Here is a 16,305-nt window from a genome sequence, read left to right as displayed (position 1 = left end):
GAAGGTGAGGAGGTCGGGTGTTTTTTTTGTACACAAAAAATAACGGATTGAACAAATGTGTGAAATATTGAACGGTGTGTGCACAAAAGTGTTCGAGGTACTTCTTGAATCTTGTCGGTGATTTTTCTGCAAAAATGCAAACACTAATAGAGTCGAGCCTTAAATGGTTTTGTTGGTATGATCCTTGCATATGTTTTATGAGTGATCCGAACATGGAAGATATCGATAAGGAGGCGTCACAAGATGCAAGTGGAATTCAAAAACGAGGCGTTTACCAATTTTAGTCTGCCAGAAAATAAAAAGGCATTTGAAGAAGCTCTCGCTAAGGTAGAAAGTGAGCTTGGCCTTGAGTATCCGCTTATCATCGGCGGAGAACGCATCACAACTGAAAAGAAATCCAACTCCTTCAACCCTTCTAATAAAGAACAAGTAGTGGGCGTTGTTTCGCAGGCTGACCAAGCACTGGCTGAGAAAGCGATCCAAACAGCTGCTAGCACTTTCGAAACATGGAAAAAGGTGCCTGCACAAGCACGTTCCCGCTATCTGTATAAAGCAGCAGCAATCATGCGTCGCCGTAAGCATGAGTTCTCTGCTTGGCTCGTGAAAGAAGCAGGAAAAAGCTGGGCAGAGGCTGATGCTGACACAGCAGAAGCAATCGACTTCATGGAATACTATGGCCGTCAAATGGATAAGCTGTCCCAGCGCCATGATCTGCCTCGTATCCCTGATGAAGACAACGAATTGTACTACGTTCCACTCGGTGTAGGTATCGTTATCCCGCCTTGGAACTTCCCTCTTGCGATCATGGTTGGTATGACGACAGCAGCTCTCGTAGCGGGTAACACAGTCGTATTGAAGCCTGCTTCTACCACTCCAGTAATCGCTGCGAAATTCATGGAGATTCTCGAAGACGCTGGCGTACCAGCAGGTGTTGTAAACTTCGTACCAGGTTCCGGTAGCCAAATCGGAGATTACCTCGTAGAGCACAACCTGACTCGTTTCATCAGCTTCACAGGTTCCCGTGACGTAGGTCTGCGTATCAACGAACTGGCTGCGAAACATCGTCCAGGTCAAAAATGGATGAAGCGTCTGGTTGCTGAAATGGGCGGTAAAGATTCCATCGTTGTTGATAACGACTGCGATATCGAGTTGGCTGCACAGTCCATCGTGGCTTCTGCATTCGGTTTCTCCGGTCAAAAATGTTCCGCTTGCTCCCGTGCTATCGTTCACCAAGACGTGTACGATCAAGTACTGGGCCGCGTAGTAGAGCTGACCAAACAACTGACTGTGGGCGACATCAGAACCAACGATTTCTACACAGGTCCTGTGGTTGACGAGAAAGCATACAACAAAATCCTCGAGTACATCGAGATTGGTAAAACAGAAGGCAAACTGGTTGCAGGTGGCGAAAAAGGTCCAGAATCCGGCTACTTCATCATGCCAACTGTATTTGCAGATGTAGATCCACAAGCTCGCATCATGCAAGAAGAGATCTTTGGCCCAGTGGTAGCATTCTGCAAAGCCAACGATTTCGATCATGCAATGGAAATTGCGAACAACACTGAGTACGGCTTGACTGGCGCTGTCATCAGCCGCAACCGTGAGCACCTGGAGCGCGCTCGCGAAGAGTTCCACGTAGGTAACCTGTACTTCAACCGCAAGTGCACAGGCGCTTTGGTAGGTGTGCATCCATTCGGAGGCTTCAACATGTCCGGTACAGACTCCAAAGCGGGTGGACCAGACTATCTCCTGCTCTTCACACAAGCAAAAATGGTTTCCGAAAAACTGTAAGCTACACAATAAAAAAGCTGCCTCTTTTATAGGGGTGGCTTTTTTGTTCCTATTTTGTCCACACTAAAGACAAAATGATGGGCAAAGCAGGTGAGGGTAGCTGTTTACTTATATCGTGTCAGGACTCTCCTCGTTTTTTGTTGTGTATTTGTTGATGCCAGCGGCAAATTGGCTAGCTTGGAAAACAAAGCTGCTGGATATGCCAAAGGGGAGAAAGGGACATAGTAGGCCGATTCCATTATCTGGTGGTTTGGCGATGTTCGTCGGTCTCTTGTTGGTGTCAACTTTTTTTGCAGGGGCGCAAAAAACCGTTGCAGTTTTGGCAGTTGGCGGGGCCGTGTTGGTGGCCATTGGATGGGTAGACGATACGTACAAGTCGCAGAAAAAAGAATTTCCGGCACTGCCGAAGCTAACGGTGCAGTTACTGGTAGCGATGATGACATTCCTCATGGATATTCGCTTTCGGGGAATCAATTTGATGTGGCTGGGGGGAGAGGAAGGGACGTACATTTCATTTCCAATCCTCGTTTCCCTGCTAATGACCGTGCTGTGGATCGTCGGCTTAATCAATATGGTGAATTTTTTGGATGGAGTCGACGGGCTTGCTGCCGGTGCTACCGCGATCTCAGCGGTGACCTTGTTCTTTTTATCGATGCTCAAAGGTCAAGAATTAACAGCATTATTGGCAGTTGCACTGGCAGGTGCTGCACTCGCTTTTCTACGCTTCAATTTCTATCCGGCGAAAATTTTTATGGGTGATGCGGGATCGATGTTTCTGGGATTCGCTCTTGGCGTGATCTCGTTGGAAGGAACGATGAAAGGGGCTACGATCATTTCATTAGTCGTGACTGTCCTGGCAGTAGGCTTGCCCATCGTAGACACTGTGCAGGTCATCATCAGTAGGCTTTTGGCAGGCTCCCCCATGTACCAAGCGGATCGCCGACATGTTCATCATCGGCTCATGTCCCGGGGGTTGTCAACGAAGCAGACGGTCATCATTTTGTATATAGTGAGCTTGTTGTTCTCCGTCTTGGCAGTGTTTTTGTTTTACAGTCAATAATCAAATGGGGTCAAAGAAAATGAAACGATTACGCCCTGTCTTTTTGGCCCGATAAAGTGCTTTGTCTGCATTACTCAACAGTTGTTCAGCTTCGCTTGCGGATGCCGGATAGAGGGCAATGCCTATGCTCGTCGAAAACGGTATGATCCGGTTCTCAATCATCCATGGTTCTTGCGTCGCCAGCAGGATACGATTCGCAATTTTTTCAACCTGACGTTCGGAGTGAATGCCGGTCAGGACGATGACAAACTCGTCTCCACCCAGACGTGCGACGATATCTCCATCTCGAACAGATGAGTTGAGGCGTTTAGCTAGCATTTGCAAAAATAGATCTCCTGTGTCGTGACCCCATGTATCATTGATTTCTTTAAAGCGGTCACAGTCCAAATAGAGGGCAGCGACCATCTCCTCTTTTGATTGGGCAGTACGTAGGGCTTGCTGGAGCTTTTCGGAGAGGAGGCGCCTGTTCGGCAATCCCGTGAGCACATCATGATACGCCATATAGGCCAGCTGTGACTCCAGGTTTGTGCGCTCAGTAACATCGCGGGTAATGGAAAAGACATGTGTACATTTGCCATTGCTATCGTAGACAGGAGAAAGAATGGATTCGCCAATGATGTCGCCATTCGCAGTAAAGTGGATCGGACTCCCGCTTTTTACTGCTTGTGTGTACATGTGCTGCAATAAGCTGGCTTTTTCATGAGGATACACGTCGTCAAACGTCTTTCCGTATGCTTCCTCGCTCAATAGGGCGACGTGCATAGCGGATGGATTCATCAAGACATAGCGAAACAGATACTCCCCGTCCGCATCTTGTTCGACAGCCATGAGAAAGAACATGTCCGACATATGATCGAATAGACTGGTTAGGATATCACCATGCTGACTGATAAGTGTAGTAATATCGAATTTCTTCTCCATAACCGATATCTCCTGATAAGTGGCTTCTTAGAATGATTATAGTATAGCAAGGCTGCCGAAGAAAATGATGAACCTCTGGTAATAGTGCGGGGTTTACTGGCTGTTAGCAGAAGTGGTAAAGTAAGGGTATTGTTGTTTTACGAAGGAGCATATTTTCTTATGGGCAAAAAGCTGCTCCCAGGTCTCATCCATCGCTTGCCACAAAACGCGATGTCACGGACTATGGGCAAAATTACTGCTACTCCCTTTAGTCGATTAGCCATTCAACGATACATAAAGCACTATCAAATTGATACGTCGATCATAGAAAAGCCGGCATCAGAATACCGAACGCTGAAGGAGTTCTTCTCCCGACGCCTGAAGCCCGCTGCGAGACCAATTGCACCTGGCCCAGATACCATCGTTAGTCCGGTAGATGGAACCGTTTCGCAGCTGGGGGATATTTGCGAAGGTACCTTGATTCAAGCAAAGGGAAAAGATTTCAGTGTGAGTGAGCTGTTGGGCGGTTCGGAGGAAGAGGCCAAGCGTTACTACGGTGGTAAATTTATCACCATTTATTTGAGTCCAAGGGATTACCACCGGATTCATATGCCAGTAACGGGCGATTTGAGCAGTTACTGCTATTTACCTGGCAGACTCTATCCCGTCAACAAGCTCGGGATTGAAAACGTAGACCGTTTGTTTGCTCGCAATGAACGCTTGGTAACTCACATCAAAACAGATAGCTTGGGCGATATGGCTTTGGTAAAAGTAGGAGCCTTGTTTGTAGGCAGCGTGAAGGTCTGCTACAACACAGCTACGACGAACATCAAGCACGGTCGCCAAACCCACGAAAAGATTGCTGGGACACCTCGTTATGAAAAGGGCTCAGAACTGGGCTGGTTCGAATTTGGATCCACCGTTATCTTGCTGTTGGAGTCTAACGAGCTTGAATGGGCGACAGGCGTTGAAAAAGGGAAGACTCTCTTGATGGGGCAGGCTCTCGCGACAAAGAAGGCGGAATAGCGAACGAGAAGAAGAGTTCACAGTCCAGGGCAAATGCCTTGGACTTGTTTTTTCTTAGGAGATGAAGATGTAGCTGCGGTGGGGAGAAGAATATTTCCAGTCTAGGCTCAGTGCTCCGTCCCGCTGAGGGTTGGGACTGTCCGCTCCGAAGGAATTCGCGGGGAAACGCAAAAGTGGTAGCCGCTACGTCGTATGGGCACGGTTGCGTTTCTGTTGCCCGCGAATCCCTTCTCCGCTTGGGAGGACTCCACAAGTCGCTACGTCTGGAAATATTCTTCTCTGGCGTAACTTCTTACATTCTTCAATCTTTTAAGTCGTGAAAAGATCGGTAAACAAGGAAAGCTCGTAGAGGAAACAGGAGAAAAAAGCGAAGATCTTAGGGACACCGCCCGAGGAGCAATGAAAAAAAGAGAAACAAGCCCTTAGCGTCCACCTCTGAGAAACCTCTTGAATGGACGACTTTGGACGCGGGTTTCGCTTTTTTTCATGGAGCCGGGCAGTCAATCCCCCAGTGGGTGGCCCTAGAAGCTGAGCGTTTTCTCCTGTTTCCTCCCCAGCACTACAGCAACAACTCAAGGTCACTAAATATGCAGCTACGGTGGAGAGAAGAATATTTCCAGACTAAGCTCAGTGCTCCGTCCCGCTGAGGGTTAGGACTGGCCGCTCCGAAGGAATTCGCGGGGAAACGCAAAAGTGGTAGCCGCTACGTCGTATGGGCACGGTTGCGTTTCTGTTGCCCGCGAATCCCTTCTCCGCTTGGTAGGACTCCACAAGTCGCTACGTCTGGAAATATTCTTCTCTGTCGTTACTGACTACATTCTTCCAGCTTTTAATTCGTGAAGAGATCGGTAAACAAGGAAAGCTCGTAGAGGAAACAGGAGAAAACAGCGAAGATCTTAGGGACACCGCCCGAGGCGCAATGAAAAAAAGAGAAACAAGCCCTTAGCGTCCACCTCTGAGCCACCCCTTGAATGGACGACTTTGGACGCGTGTTTCGCTTTTTTTCATGGAGCCGGGCAGTCAATCCCTCAGCGGGTGGCCCTAGAAGCTAAGCGTTTTCTCCTGTTTCCTCCCCACCACAACAGCCAGACAAAGTTTTTATTAGTTAATAACCGATCAATATTTTTTTGCCGAAAACATTATTTGTTTTCCCTGTCAAAATCCCCGTGAAAATTGACTGAACCCGCTCTTTTCAAGTAAGATCAAAGTTATGTGATACGATTCGGAGGTGGAAAGAATGAGTGCCATTACTCGCAAAGAAGTAGAACACGTAGCTAATTTGGCCCGTTTGCAGCTCACTGAGGAAGAAGCGGAGCGGTACACAAAAGACCTGAACGCCATTCTCGATTTTGCAGCCAAGCTGAATGAGCTCGATACATCCAATATTGAGCCAACCAGCCATGCGACAGACGTGAAAAACGTCATGCGCGAAGACGTAAACAGACCGTCCCTGCCGCGTGAGGACGTGCTGAAAAACGCACCTGATCACGAAGACGGACAGTTCAAAGTACCGGCTGTATTCGAATAACCTACTGGATAACGAGAAGGGAGGAACCCACTGTGTCGCTGTTTGACAAGCGATTGTCTGAGATACATAGCGCCCTGCGCGCAAAAGAGATTTCGGTAACGGATCTGGTGCAGGCTTCCATCGCTAGCATCAAGGAGCATGACGGAGAAATCAAATCTGTCCTGCATGTAGATGAAGAGGGAGCCTTGGCTCATGCCCGTCAATTGGACGAGCGTCTGGTTAAGGGAAATGAGGAGCTGGGTCTTCTCTACGGCTTGCCAGCCGGACTGAAAGACAACCTGGTTACAAAAGACATTCGCACGACTTGCGCGAGTAAATTTTTGGCGAACTACGATCCTGTCCATGACGGGACGGTTTCCAAAAAGGTGAAGGATGCCGACTCGGTTATCGTTGCGAAGCTGAACATGGACGAGTTTGCGATGGGCGGCTCCAACGAAAATTCCGGCTTTTTCCCAGCGAAAAACCCGTGGAACACCGATTACGTTCCGGGAGGCTCTTCCGGTGGCTCAGCGGCGGCAATGGCTGCACGTCATTTTTACTACACACTTGGCTCTGATACAGGTGGCTCCATCCGTCAGCCTGCTGCTTTTTGTGGCGTTGTCGGCTTGAAGCCTACATATGGACGTGTCTCCCGTTTCGGGCTGGTTGCGTTTGCGTCCTCGCTGGACCAAATCGGGCCTGTGACGAAAAACGTTGAGGATTCCGCTTATGTGCTGCAAGCGATTGCGGGACATGATGAATACGACTCTACTTCTGCCAATGTGGACGTACCTGATTACTTGTCCGCATTGACTGGAGACGTAAAAGGGCTGCGTATCGGAGTACCGAAAGAGTTGATCGGAGAAGGGATTGACCCTGAGGTTCGCGATGCTGTTTTGGCAGCATTGAAGCAGCTGGAGAGCATGGGTGCTACATGGAGCGAGGTTTCCATGCCGCACACGGAATATGCAGTGCCAGCTTACTACCTATTGTCTTCGTCTGAAGCTTCGTCCAACCTGGCTCGTTTTGACGGCGTTCGTTATGGTGTGCGTGCAGACAATGCGGCCAACCTGATCGAGCTGTACAAGGAATCCCGCAGCCAAGGTTTTGGCTCGGAAGTGAAGCGTCGCATCATGCTCGGAACTTACGCGCTCTCGTCTGGTTATTACGATGCTTACTACAAAAAGGCACAGCAGGTGCGCACCCTGATCATCCAGGACTTCAACAGCATTTTTGCTGACTACGATGTCATCCTGCACCCAACGACGCCTTCTACGGCTTTCAAAGTAGGCGAAAACGTAGATGATCCGGTGAAAATGTATCTGGAGGATATTTGTACCGTCCCTGTAAACCTGGCTGGTCTGCCAGCAATCAGTGTGCCGTGCGGATTCTCCAAAAACGGTCTGCCAATCGGTTTGCAGATCGTAGGTCGTGCATTTGACGAATCCACCGTATTGCGCGTAGCCCATGCGTATGAGCAAACCGCAGGCTTCTACGGGCGCAAACCGGAATGGGTGAGGGGGTAAGAGCATGAGCAAGTACGAAACCGTCATCGGCTTGGAGGTTCACGCTGAGCTATCGACCAACAGTAAAATCTTTTGCGGCTGCCCGACTGAGTTTGGTGCACCGCCGAATACACATACATGCCCGATCTGCTTGGGACATCCAGGTGTACTGCCTGTAACGAACAAGCAAGCGGTAGAGTTCGCGATGAAAGCAGCCCTCGCCCTCAACTGCGAGATTTCCCGCGAGACCAAGTTCGACCGCAAGAACTACTTTTATCCAGATTCCCCAAAAGCGTACCAAATCTCGCAGTTTGACCAGCCGATCGGCTACAATGGTTGGATCGACATCGAAGTAAACGGTGAGACGAAGCGCATTGGGATCACTCGTCTGCATCTGGAAGAGGATGCGGGCAAGCTGACGCACAGCGATTTTGGTGGAGAGTCTCTTGTAGACTTCAACCGCGTCGGGGTACCTCTCGTCGAGATCGTTTCCGAGCCAGATATCCGCACACCAGAAGAAGCACGTGCGTATCTGGAAAAGCTAAAAGCGATCATCCAGTACACCGAAGTATCTGACGTTCGCATGGAACAAGGCTCCCTGCGTTGTGACGCCAACGTATCGATTCGTCCGTATGGTCAAGAAGAATTCGGAACCAAGGCAGAGCTGAAAAACATGAACTCCTTCCGCAACGTGCAGATGGGCTTGGAGTACGAGGTACTACGTCAAACGGAGGTAGTTTCTTCCGGTGGCAAGGTCGTTCAGGAAACGCGCCGTTGGGATGAAGCGAACAAGAAGACGTTGACGATGCGTTCCAAAGAGGAAGCGCACGACTATCGTTACTTCCCAGACCCGGATCTGGTTCGCATGCAGATTTCCGAGGAGTGGATTGAAGCGGTTCGCGCAACCATTCCAGAGCTGCCAGATGCTCGTCAGGCACGCTATGTGAACGAGTTTGGTTTGTCTAAGGATGATGCCGGAGTCATTACGATCTCCAAGGAGACGGCTGATTTCTTTGATGAGACGGTGAAAACAGGAGCAGAGCCGAAGTCAGTAGCAAACTGGCTGATGGTTGACCTGTTGGCACACCTCAACGCCAACAACCTGGTGTTTGCTGATGTGAAAATGACACCAAAAGGCTTGGGTGAGATGATCAAGCTGATCGAGGATGGAACCATTTCCTCCAAAATCGCCAAAACCGTCTTCAAAGAGATGGTGGAGACCGGCAAAGAGCCGAAGCAGATCGTCGAAGAAAAAGGACTCGTCCAAATCAGCGATGAAGGCGCCCTGCGTCAAATCGTCGTCGATGCGGTCAATTCCAATCCACAAGCCGTGGCAGACTTCAAGTCCGGAAACGAAAAAGCAGCTGCTTTCTTCGTTGGTCAGGTCATGAAGCAAACCAAAGGGAAGGCAAACCCGGGAATGGTAAACAAGTTGATTCAGGAAGTATTGAACAGCCTGTAGGGCAAAACATACGACAGCACTTTCTCTGTAAGGGGAGGGTGCTGTTTTTTTGTGTTTTGATCTATGCTAAATAGTGGGAAAAAAGTAAGATAGAATGCATAGCTATCATCATGATTGATTAGGAGAAATGTTCATGACACAAAAATGGAAAAGTGCGACGGCTGCTTTTGCAGTGACAACCATGCTGCTGGGAACGGGTGCCCAGGCTTTTGCTGCAAGTCCGGAAATGATTTTGAAAAATGCTGAAAACCCATCCAAAGAACAAGTCAAGCTGCCTGCTCGTGCGGTAGAGATTGTCGCTGCACTGGAGAAGCTGGAGCCTGCTTTAAAGGCCCTGACGCTCCGAGAGGTCGTTATTTCTGATTACGATGAAAATCAAGTGGAGTTGTATATGAGCTATCCTGACGATACCGAAATGAGTGCATATCTGCTTTTTGATCGCCAGAGCGGTGAATTGCTAGGTTACGAGGCTTTTGAATTCATTTGGGAGGAAAAGGAAAAGGTAACGGACGAAGCCATCGTGCAAAAAGCTGAGAAAGCTGTCCGAGAGTTGCTCGGAGAAAAGAAGCGAAAAATGACAGATGCGCCTCAATTGTCGAAAACGGTATACGGTGAAGAAGTGTCGTTTATATACCCGAATGTGTACTTTCCGATTCTGCTAAATGGTCTGGAAATTGACGAAGCGCGCTTTGGTATCGAGGTTGAAATGGATTCAGGCGGACATTTGTTGGGCCTATCTTTTCAACCGCTCGATTTGACGGGTATACAGGTGGCTGATCCGAAAAAAGCTGTGGCAAAAGAAGAGATTCAGAAGCAAATATTTACGCCCGAACGCCTTCGTTGTGGCTATGTATGGGAAGGAACAGATGGGAAACCCGGTATTGAATATACCATGAGAACGGCGCCTGTATTTGATGCATTGACGGGAAAGCAGATCGAAATAGAATGGAGAGCAGGAGAAGGGGCCGGAAAACTCCATACACCTGATATCAAGGACATTTCTTTGAAACCCCAAGGGAAACCATTCATTGCAAAAGACGCAACCGATCAGCAGATTTTAGAGAATTTGTTTGAGGTTGATGCCAAGAAGTTGTATACAACCTATCGAAAAGATGAACAGCAGGGCGAAATCACTTATGATTGGTCGAACCCTATCGACTTCAATCGGGCCTCTATTATGGTGAACAAAGTGACTGGCGATATCGGTGGATACGTAAATTTGGCACATATCGAAAATCTCTCAGTGCCCCTAACAAAAGAGCAATCCTTGCAAAAGGCGATTACGTTCCTTGAGCCTCATGCTAAAAAAGCCGAGTGGCAAGTCGAAATGTATGAGGAAAGCAAGAAAGAGGACAAGAAATCCGTCGAGCAGTATGGCTTTTTATTTTTCGAAAAACAAAATGGGATACCGCTCATGGAGTATTCCTACGGAGTAGTAATTGATCCAAATAAGGGACAAGTCGTTGAATTCGTGGCATCAGTTCCAGCAGAGGATCGTAAATATCCTGTGCTCAAACCATCTGTAACAGCCCAACATGCAGCAGAGATTGTTTCCAAACAGGTACCGGTCAGGTTGACCTATATCTGGCCGAGATCAGGGGAGAAAAATGCACCCATTCTTGTTTACAAACTTGATACCAGCAAAGGCTGGCCAACCGTCGATGCCGTAAATGGATCGTTTAAATGGGGAGAGTACGAGGATTAGGAAAGAAGGAGGGGAATTAATGAAACGAAATGGAAAACGCACAGCAATCGCTTTGACAATAGCAATGATGTTATCAGCAACAAATGGAACAGCCTTGGCTGCAAGTCCTGAAATCCATCCTAGCCACATTGCATCTGCAACAAAAAGCGAGGAAAAGCTCCCGGAGCGGGCCACTCAAATCGTAGCTGCTTTGGAAAAGCTGGAGCCTGCGTTGAAAACGTTGACGAAACGAACGATTGAGAAAAGTGAGAGCGATGAAAAACTGTTAAAGCTCTATCTGAGAAGTCCCGAATCCAATGACATGGGTGCCACTGTTGTCTTTGACAGCAAAACTGGAGAGTTGTTCATGTACAGTGCTAGTTTCCCTATTTGGAAGCAAAGGGAAATTGCGACAGACGAGGTTATTTTGCAACGGGCAGAAAAAGCAGTGCTTGAGTTATTAGGAGCAGACAAAAGAAAACAAATAGGCTCCCCTCAATTATCGAACGCTGTTGAAGAAGTAGACCCTGAAGATTTGATTGATCCGTTAGCAATATACCGTCTTGTTTATTATCCAACGTTAATAAATGGAGTGGAGATATTGGGAATTGGACCGGGCATATACGTGACAACGGATTATGCTGGTCATCTTTTGGAGGTATCCAGTACCCCACTAAATTTGAGCGGGGTCAAGGTCCCAGATCCGAAAACGGCACTGACACCAGAAGCTCTCAAAAAGCAGTATTTCACTCCTGAGCGTCTTGATTTGGGCTATGTGCTGGAAGGGAAAGATGCCAAGCCGGGCATCCAATATGTATGGATGAATACCCCTTACATCGATGCTGTGACAGGAAAGCAGATAGACTTCATTCAGGGAGCAGAGATTGCAGGGGATGGGAAAAGAAATCCTGACAACCTGAAGAGGCTTACGCTATCGCCAAAGGGAGAGCCGCTTATTGTCAAAAGCAGGGCAGATGGAGAAAAAGTCGTTGCGAGCCTGTTTGGCGTAGATACGAAGGAGATGTTTACGCAATACAACACAGGTGAAGTGGATGATGAGTTCATACATTCCTGGAGCGATGATGATGGAGATGAAGTTTCCATTTCGCTAGATGCGTCTACAGGAGAGGTCATCAGTGCGAATAATTGGACGGAAACAAAAAGTTTGCCCGTTCCCTTATCGAAAGAAGAAGCCTTGAAAAAAGCAATATCCGTCATTGAGCCATACGTCGCAAAATCCTCTACTGAATGGCAGGTTGAGATATTTGATCCATATAAACAGCCGAAATTGGCCGATTGGCTGATCGAGTTGAATGAAGGAGAGGGTGAAGAGGGGGAGGATACAGGAATAGGGACGTATACTTTCATTTTTCATGAACTGCACAATGGTTTGCCTGTGTTCGACCGTTACTATTGGATGAAGGTCGATATAGAGAGTGGACAAGTATTGAAATTCATTGTGAATTTGCCGGAAATAGAGGGTGCTCTTCCCATCCTGAAGCCATCTGTAACAGAGCAACAAGCTGCTGAAATCGTAGCCAAAAATCTCCCTGTAAAGCTGTCCTATTTCTGGCCAAACTACAAAGGCAAGGAGGCTCCTTTTCTCACCCTTGTCTATACGATTGACAAAAGCAAGGGCTGGCCTTACGTAGATGCTGTAAAAGGCACACTTGAATGGGGCGAATACGAGGAATAATTCGAACGAAAAAGAACGCAGCTTTTCTGACTGCGTTCTTTTTTCTGTCCCTTTTATGCGCGCGCCTGCTTCTCAGTGAGTACCATCTGTATCTGTTCCAGTACCGATACGGCAGCATGTTCATCTCGCTCAATCGCCTGCAACAACGCAATAGCCTGCTTGCCCTGCTCCGCATCATTCGGCTCGCCCCCAGCCGGGAACGGGAAAAGCTTGCTTAACGTGTCAAAGCCATCAGCAATCGCTCCATACAAGCCAGCTGCTTCTTTCATCAGCGGACGAACCTCATCAAACACAGAATCTGTCCACGTATCAACGATTTCGCTCCAGAAAAGAGAGGCGTAGCGACGTGCATCCCCGTTCACTACGGTCGTATACGCGTTGCCATTCGGCTCAACCGTTCCCTTTTCATAGGCTTCCTGCCAAGCAGCATAGGCGGCTAGACCATTGACGCAGCTCGCGTCCTGCGGCTCTTCTCCACGATAATGAACGAGTGCAGATTGGAGAGCATTTGCGAGCATCGCGCGTTGATCGATCGGAAACGCACGGTCGATAGCAAGGACAAATAACTCCTCGACGATACCCCGCCCCAAGTTTTCATAGGGAATAGTACTGTCGTTTCGGCAGTTGTCTCCTGCGTAAAACACTCTTTTTTCATCATCATAGCCGTAGATCAATCCGAACTCTGGCATGAACAGATCCCAAGCAAGCACAGGATGCCCTTTGTCGATGGAGCGGTGAACCAGCTCCAATGCTTCTGGCAAGAGGACAGACAGCTGACGCTTCTGGCGTGCTTCCTGGCTGAGTAGCGAAGGTTCTACTTGATTGGCATTCATGCTTGGTTCGCAGGAAAGATGATACGAGGTGACGGCACGAGATTCAAAGCCCATGTTTTTCAAACCTTGCTGCAAGACTCGCTGGAAGTGAAACATTGTCGGGCCCGCAATATGGATATTTTCAGGAACGATTGTCAAGCGAAAGGCATGGCCGCTCAGGCCAAGGATCATCGGCAAAGACATTTTTCGTTCGGTCGATTCTACCATTCCGTATAGTGCCGCTGCGCAAGTAACCCAAGTAGGCATCGTGAATGCTTCTGGCTTATTCAATACTGCTTGTTTCATACTCCCCGCAACCTTTCTCGTCTTCATGTATTGATCAACAACGACACGAGTTTTTTCCTGAATCAGTTTTTTGCGAGAACGCGATAGTACTTGATACACATTTCCCTGGGACATCTGGAACATGTGGGCGATCTCGTGAGGGGCCAAATGATCAAAAAAATGAGATTCCACAATGCGTCTCTCCCGAGGATTGAGGCAGTACAGCAGGCTCCTGATCGTCTCAAACAGCTCACGCCGCACCATGACCTCTTCGGGATTGGTGTTCTGCGCAGAGTGTGACCAAGACCGTCCCAGCCTGTGCAGAATACTGTCGAGGTCCTCCCAATCAGTCGGTTCCTGCTCATGCGTTTGTTTGCCCATACTGGAGAAGACTGTTTCCCTTTTTTGCGGCCCCTTCGAAAGCCGTGTGTACGCCTGATTGCGCACAATACGATGCAGCCAAGGAAGGAAACGTCGGCTGTCCACCAGCGTTCCCAGGTGCAAAAAAGCCCGAATGAGGGCATCCTGAACGATGTCTTCGGCAAGAAAGGCTTCTTGTGTGTACGACCGTGCATAGCCGTAAACTTTGGAGCGATGACGCCTGACCAGCTCGCTAAACGCCTCCTGATCTCCGGCCTTCGCCTGCTCTACCAGAGCCTCGTCTTCTATCTGGGTGTGTTCCTCATGAGTCTTGGGCTTGATTATCAAGTGATCCATCGCAAAAACTCCTCGTGATTTGTTGATTTACTGTGTAGACTTCTGGTTCACGGATTTTCTGACACGGGATGTAAAAAAAATTTTGGAGTTTTTTCACCGACACATTTAGTTTAACAGAAGGGTGAAGTTCCTTATGATAGCAGAAGATTTATTTATGCTTTAGGCAACGGGGCTACGGACTAAGGTGATATGTATTTGCTAAAATATTATGACATGTTCTGGTAATTAAAGAGCGCTGTGGCAAGTATTTTTGTCGCAGTGTAATTCTTTTAGGAGGGTAGCATGAATAAATTTATTGGAGTAGTAGTTTTTTCTCTTTTAACAGTCCTTATTTCAGGGTGCAATGGGACTCAACCAGTACATACGCCAATAGAAGCAACACAAGAATCTCAAAAAGCACCTTCACAGATATGGATTCAAGCGTATTTAAATGGGTCAAATAAACCACAACCAGAATTAATAGAATCTAGCGAAGATAAAAGGCAAATCGAACAAATTTACAAATGGATAAATGAAGGGGAAAAAGACCAGAAAATTACAGTTAGTAATATTGACCGAGTCTATCTCCTTCGTTTTGAATTTATGAGAGATGGCAAGATTGCAGAGAGTCAAAACTATTTGTATGTCATTACTACTGACAGTAAACTATATGCGAAGCATGTGGAAGTGAATGAAAAGTATAACTTTGATAAGTATGATAGTAGCAAACTTTCTAACCTAATAAATGAAGCAGGAATTGAAGGATGGCAGGAATTGAAGTCTGGTGTAATTAATAATGAAGTGCTCCCCAAGTAATTTATTTGAACTTACTCTGAGTTTGATCAGACAGGGTGAGTTCAAACAAAGTAAAAGACTTTGAAACGCACCGACCGATTTGTAACAATTTCCACTCTCCCCTATAATGAACGTACAGGAAGAAAAAGGAGGATGGAAGTACATGAAGCTCATTTCTGTGGCAGGAGAAAGTGTGGCACCTGGAAAAGGTGGTTCACCGTCTGATACATTTGATCGTTCTATTTCTACGTGGCAAGAAAATGGTCAAGAAAAAACAATAACCGTTACCTATGTCCGTTATTTTGGCAAAGTGCTCGCTGAACGGGGCATTTACGATCAAGAGGCAGAAGGTGTTCCTGTTAGCCATTTGGTAGCGACGCTGTTTTTAGAAAAGCATCCAGAGGCAAAAGAAACCCGTCATTATATTAACGATACGGAGGCTTTCGTCGCGTTGTTTGAAGGCTTTTCCCTGACCAAGTGGAAAGAGCGTTATCCTTTATAGGATACGAGGGTTACAACTTTCAAAGTCAAAAGATTCTGATTCGTCAAAGACACATACGGGTAACTTTTGTAAGGGCATGCTAAGGGCAACCAATTATTGGAGGGAATTAGCATGTTTTCTATTTGGTTGCCACTGGTGATGACGTCTTCTGCACTTCTGTTTAGTGCAATACCTTCGCATGTCCCTACGGCTATGGTTTCCTCGGCGGCGTGGATGGTTGCTGTACAGGAGTTTGACGCGTTTTTGCAGGACTGGAAAAAAGGGCAGACACTTGAGAATCTGCGTCACCCGCTTTTTGACCTCACGGAAGTGTCAGCGGTGTCAGGAATGATGGAGATTATCCGTTTTTCGGGAGAAGCCCACGGACAAGCGGGAGAAATCACTCTTTCGTTTTACACACTGGAAGGCGACAAGGTCTTTTCGCCCCCAGGCTCCGTGTCTGTCGCGCGAGTCGATGAGAAGCGGCGAGAATTTCAGGTCACGGGCGCCATACCCCGGGTTTTGCGCGGGCGGATGGGGGTCGTACAGGTGACGTTTATGGGAGAAAAGCGGGCGTCGTACTTGCTGAAGGTACGATTCTAGGA

Annotated in this window: 13 protein-coding genes; 11 read left to right on the top strand and 2 right to left on the bottom strand. The window is 47.8% G+C overall.

Going from position 1 to position 16,305, the window contains the following annotated elements:
- Positions 1–243 precede the first annotated feature (243 nt).
- Positions 244–1,791 (top strand): L-glutamate gamma-semialdehyde dehydrogenase, encoded by a 1,548-nt coding sequence (gene pruA / locus HPY31_RS17810; RefSeq protein ID WP_172141801.1) that lies wholly within the window; start codon positions 244–246, stop codon positions 1,789–1,791.
- 115 nt (positions 1,792–1,906) lie between these two features.
- Positions 1,907–2,851 carry an MraY family glycosyltransferase gene (locus tag HPY31_RS17805; protein ID WP_371811730.1) on the top strand — a complete coding sequence of 315 codons (945 nt, stop codon included), beginning with the start codon at positions 1,907–1,909 and terminating at the stop codon, positions 2,849–2,851.
- Here the strand turns inward: HPY31_RS17805 and HPY31_RS17800 are convergent, their stop codons facing one another.
- The gene (locus tag HPY31_RS17800) at positions 2,852–3,772 is read right to left on the bottom strand and encodes a diguanylate cyclase domain-containing protein (protein ID WP_172141800.1); all 921 of its coding nucleotides are present in this window, start codon (positions 3,770–3,772) and stop codon (positions 2,852–2,854) included.
- A 159-nt stretch (positions 3,773–3,931) separates the two neighbouring features.
- Here HPY31_RS17800 and asd point away from each other — a divergent pair, with 159 nt between their 5' ends.
- The 6 genes from asd to HPY31_RS17770 all read left to right on the top strand — a co-directional run bounded on the left by asd (position 3,932) and on the right by HPY31_RS17770 (position 12,631).
- Positions 3,932–4,777: an archaetidylserine decarboxylase gene (gene asd, locus HPY31_RS17795; RefSeq protein WP_172141799.1), complete on the top strand. Its 846-nt coding sequence runs from the start codon at positions 3,932–3,934 to the stop codon at positions 4,775–4,777.
- A 1,237-nt stretch (positions 4,778–6,014) separates the two neighbouring features.
- Complete coding sequence (gene gatC, locus HPY31_RS17790; protein ID WP_007717539.1) at positions 6,015–6,305, top strand: Asp-tRNA(Asn)/Glu-tRNA(Gln) amidotransferase subunit GatC; 291 nt, start codon at positions 6,015–6,017, stop codon at positions 6,303–6,305.
- 32 nt (positions 6,306–6,337) lie between these two features.
- Positions 6,338–7,810, top strand: coding sequence for an Asp-tRNA(Asn)/Glu-tRNA(Gln) amidotransferase subunit GatA (gene gatA, locus HPY31_RS17785; protein ID WP_016741204.1), 1,473 nt, complete (start codon positions 6,338–6,340; stop codon positions 7,808–7,810).
- Positions 7,811–7,814: 4 nt separating this feature from the next.
- Entirely contained in the window at positions 7,815–9,251 is a 1,437-nt protein-coding gene (gene gatB, locus HPY31_RS17780) for an Asp-tRNA(Asn)/Glu-tRNA(Gln) amidotransferase subunit GatB (RefSeq protein ID WP_142498752.1), read from the top strand.
- A 133-nt stretch (positions 9,252–9,384) separates the two neighbouring features.
- Complete coding sequence (locus HPY31_RS17775; RefSeq protein WP_172141798.1) at positions 9,385–10,956, top strand: YcdB/YcdC domain-containing protein; 1,572 nt, start codon at positions 9,385–9,387, stop codon at positions 10,954–10,956.
- A gap of 19 nt (positions 10,957–10,975) precedes the next feature.
- Positions 10,976–12,631, top strand: a complete 1,656-nt coding sequence (locus tag HPY31_RS17770) for a YcdB/YcdC domain-containing protein (protein WP_172141797.1) — start codon at positions 10,976–10,978, stop codon at positions 12,629–12,631.
- A 53-nt stretch (positions 12,632–12,684) separates the two neighbouring features.
- On the opposite strand, the gene HPY31_RS17765 is transcribed toward HPY31_RS17770, so the two are convergent.
- Positions 12,685–14,445 carry an RNA polymerase sigma factor gene (locus HPY31_RS17765; RefSeq protein ID WP_172141796.1) on the bottom strand — a complete coding sequence of 587 codons (1,761 nt, stop codon included), beginning with the start codon at positions 14,443–14,445 and terminating at the stop codon, positions 12,685–12,687.
- 282 nt (positions 14,446–14,727) lie between these two features.
- Between HPY31_RS17765 and HPY31_RS17760 the strand changes: the two genes are divergently transcribed.
- From HPY31_RS17760 to HPY31_RS17750, 3 genes are all read left to right on the top strand, one after another.
- Positions 14,728–15,240 (top strand): hypothetical protein, encoded by a 513-nt coding sequence (locus tag HPY31_RS17760; protein WP_172141795.1) that lies wholly within the window; start codon positions 14,728–14,730, stop codon positions 15,238–15,240.
- Between the two features lie 142 nt (positions 15,241–15,382).
- On the top strand, positions 15,383–15,721 hold the full coding sequence (locus HPY31_RS17755; RefSeq protein WP_016741198.1) for a hypothetical protein: 339 nt from the start codon (positions 15,383–15,385) through the stop codon (positions 15,719–15,721).
- A gap of 111 nt (positions 15,722–15,832) precedes the next feature.
- The gene (locus tag HPY31_RS17750; protein WP_172141794.1) at positions 15,833–16,303 is read left to right on the top strand and encodes a hypothetical protein; all 471 of its coding nucleotides are present in this window, start codon (positions 15,833–15,835) and stop codon (positions 16,301–16,303) included.
- Positions 16,304–16,305: the final 2 nt, after the last annotated feature.

This window comes from Brevibacillus sp. HB1.3 (genome assembly GCF_013186635.1).
Taxonomy (GTDB): Bacteria; Bacillota; Bacilli; order Brevibacillales; family Brevibacillaceae; genus Brevibacillus; species Brevibacillus brevis_D.
This window is presented reverse-complemented; position numbering and strand designations above follow the sequence as displayed.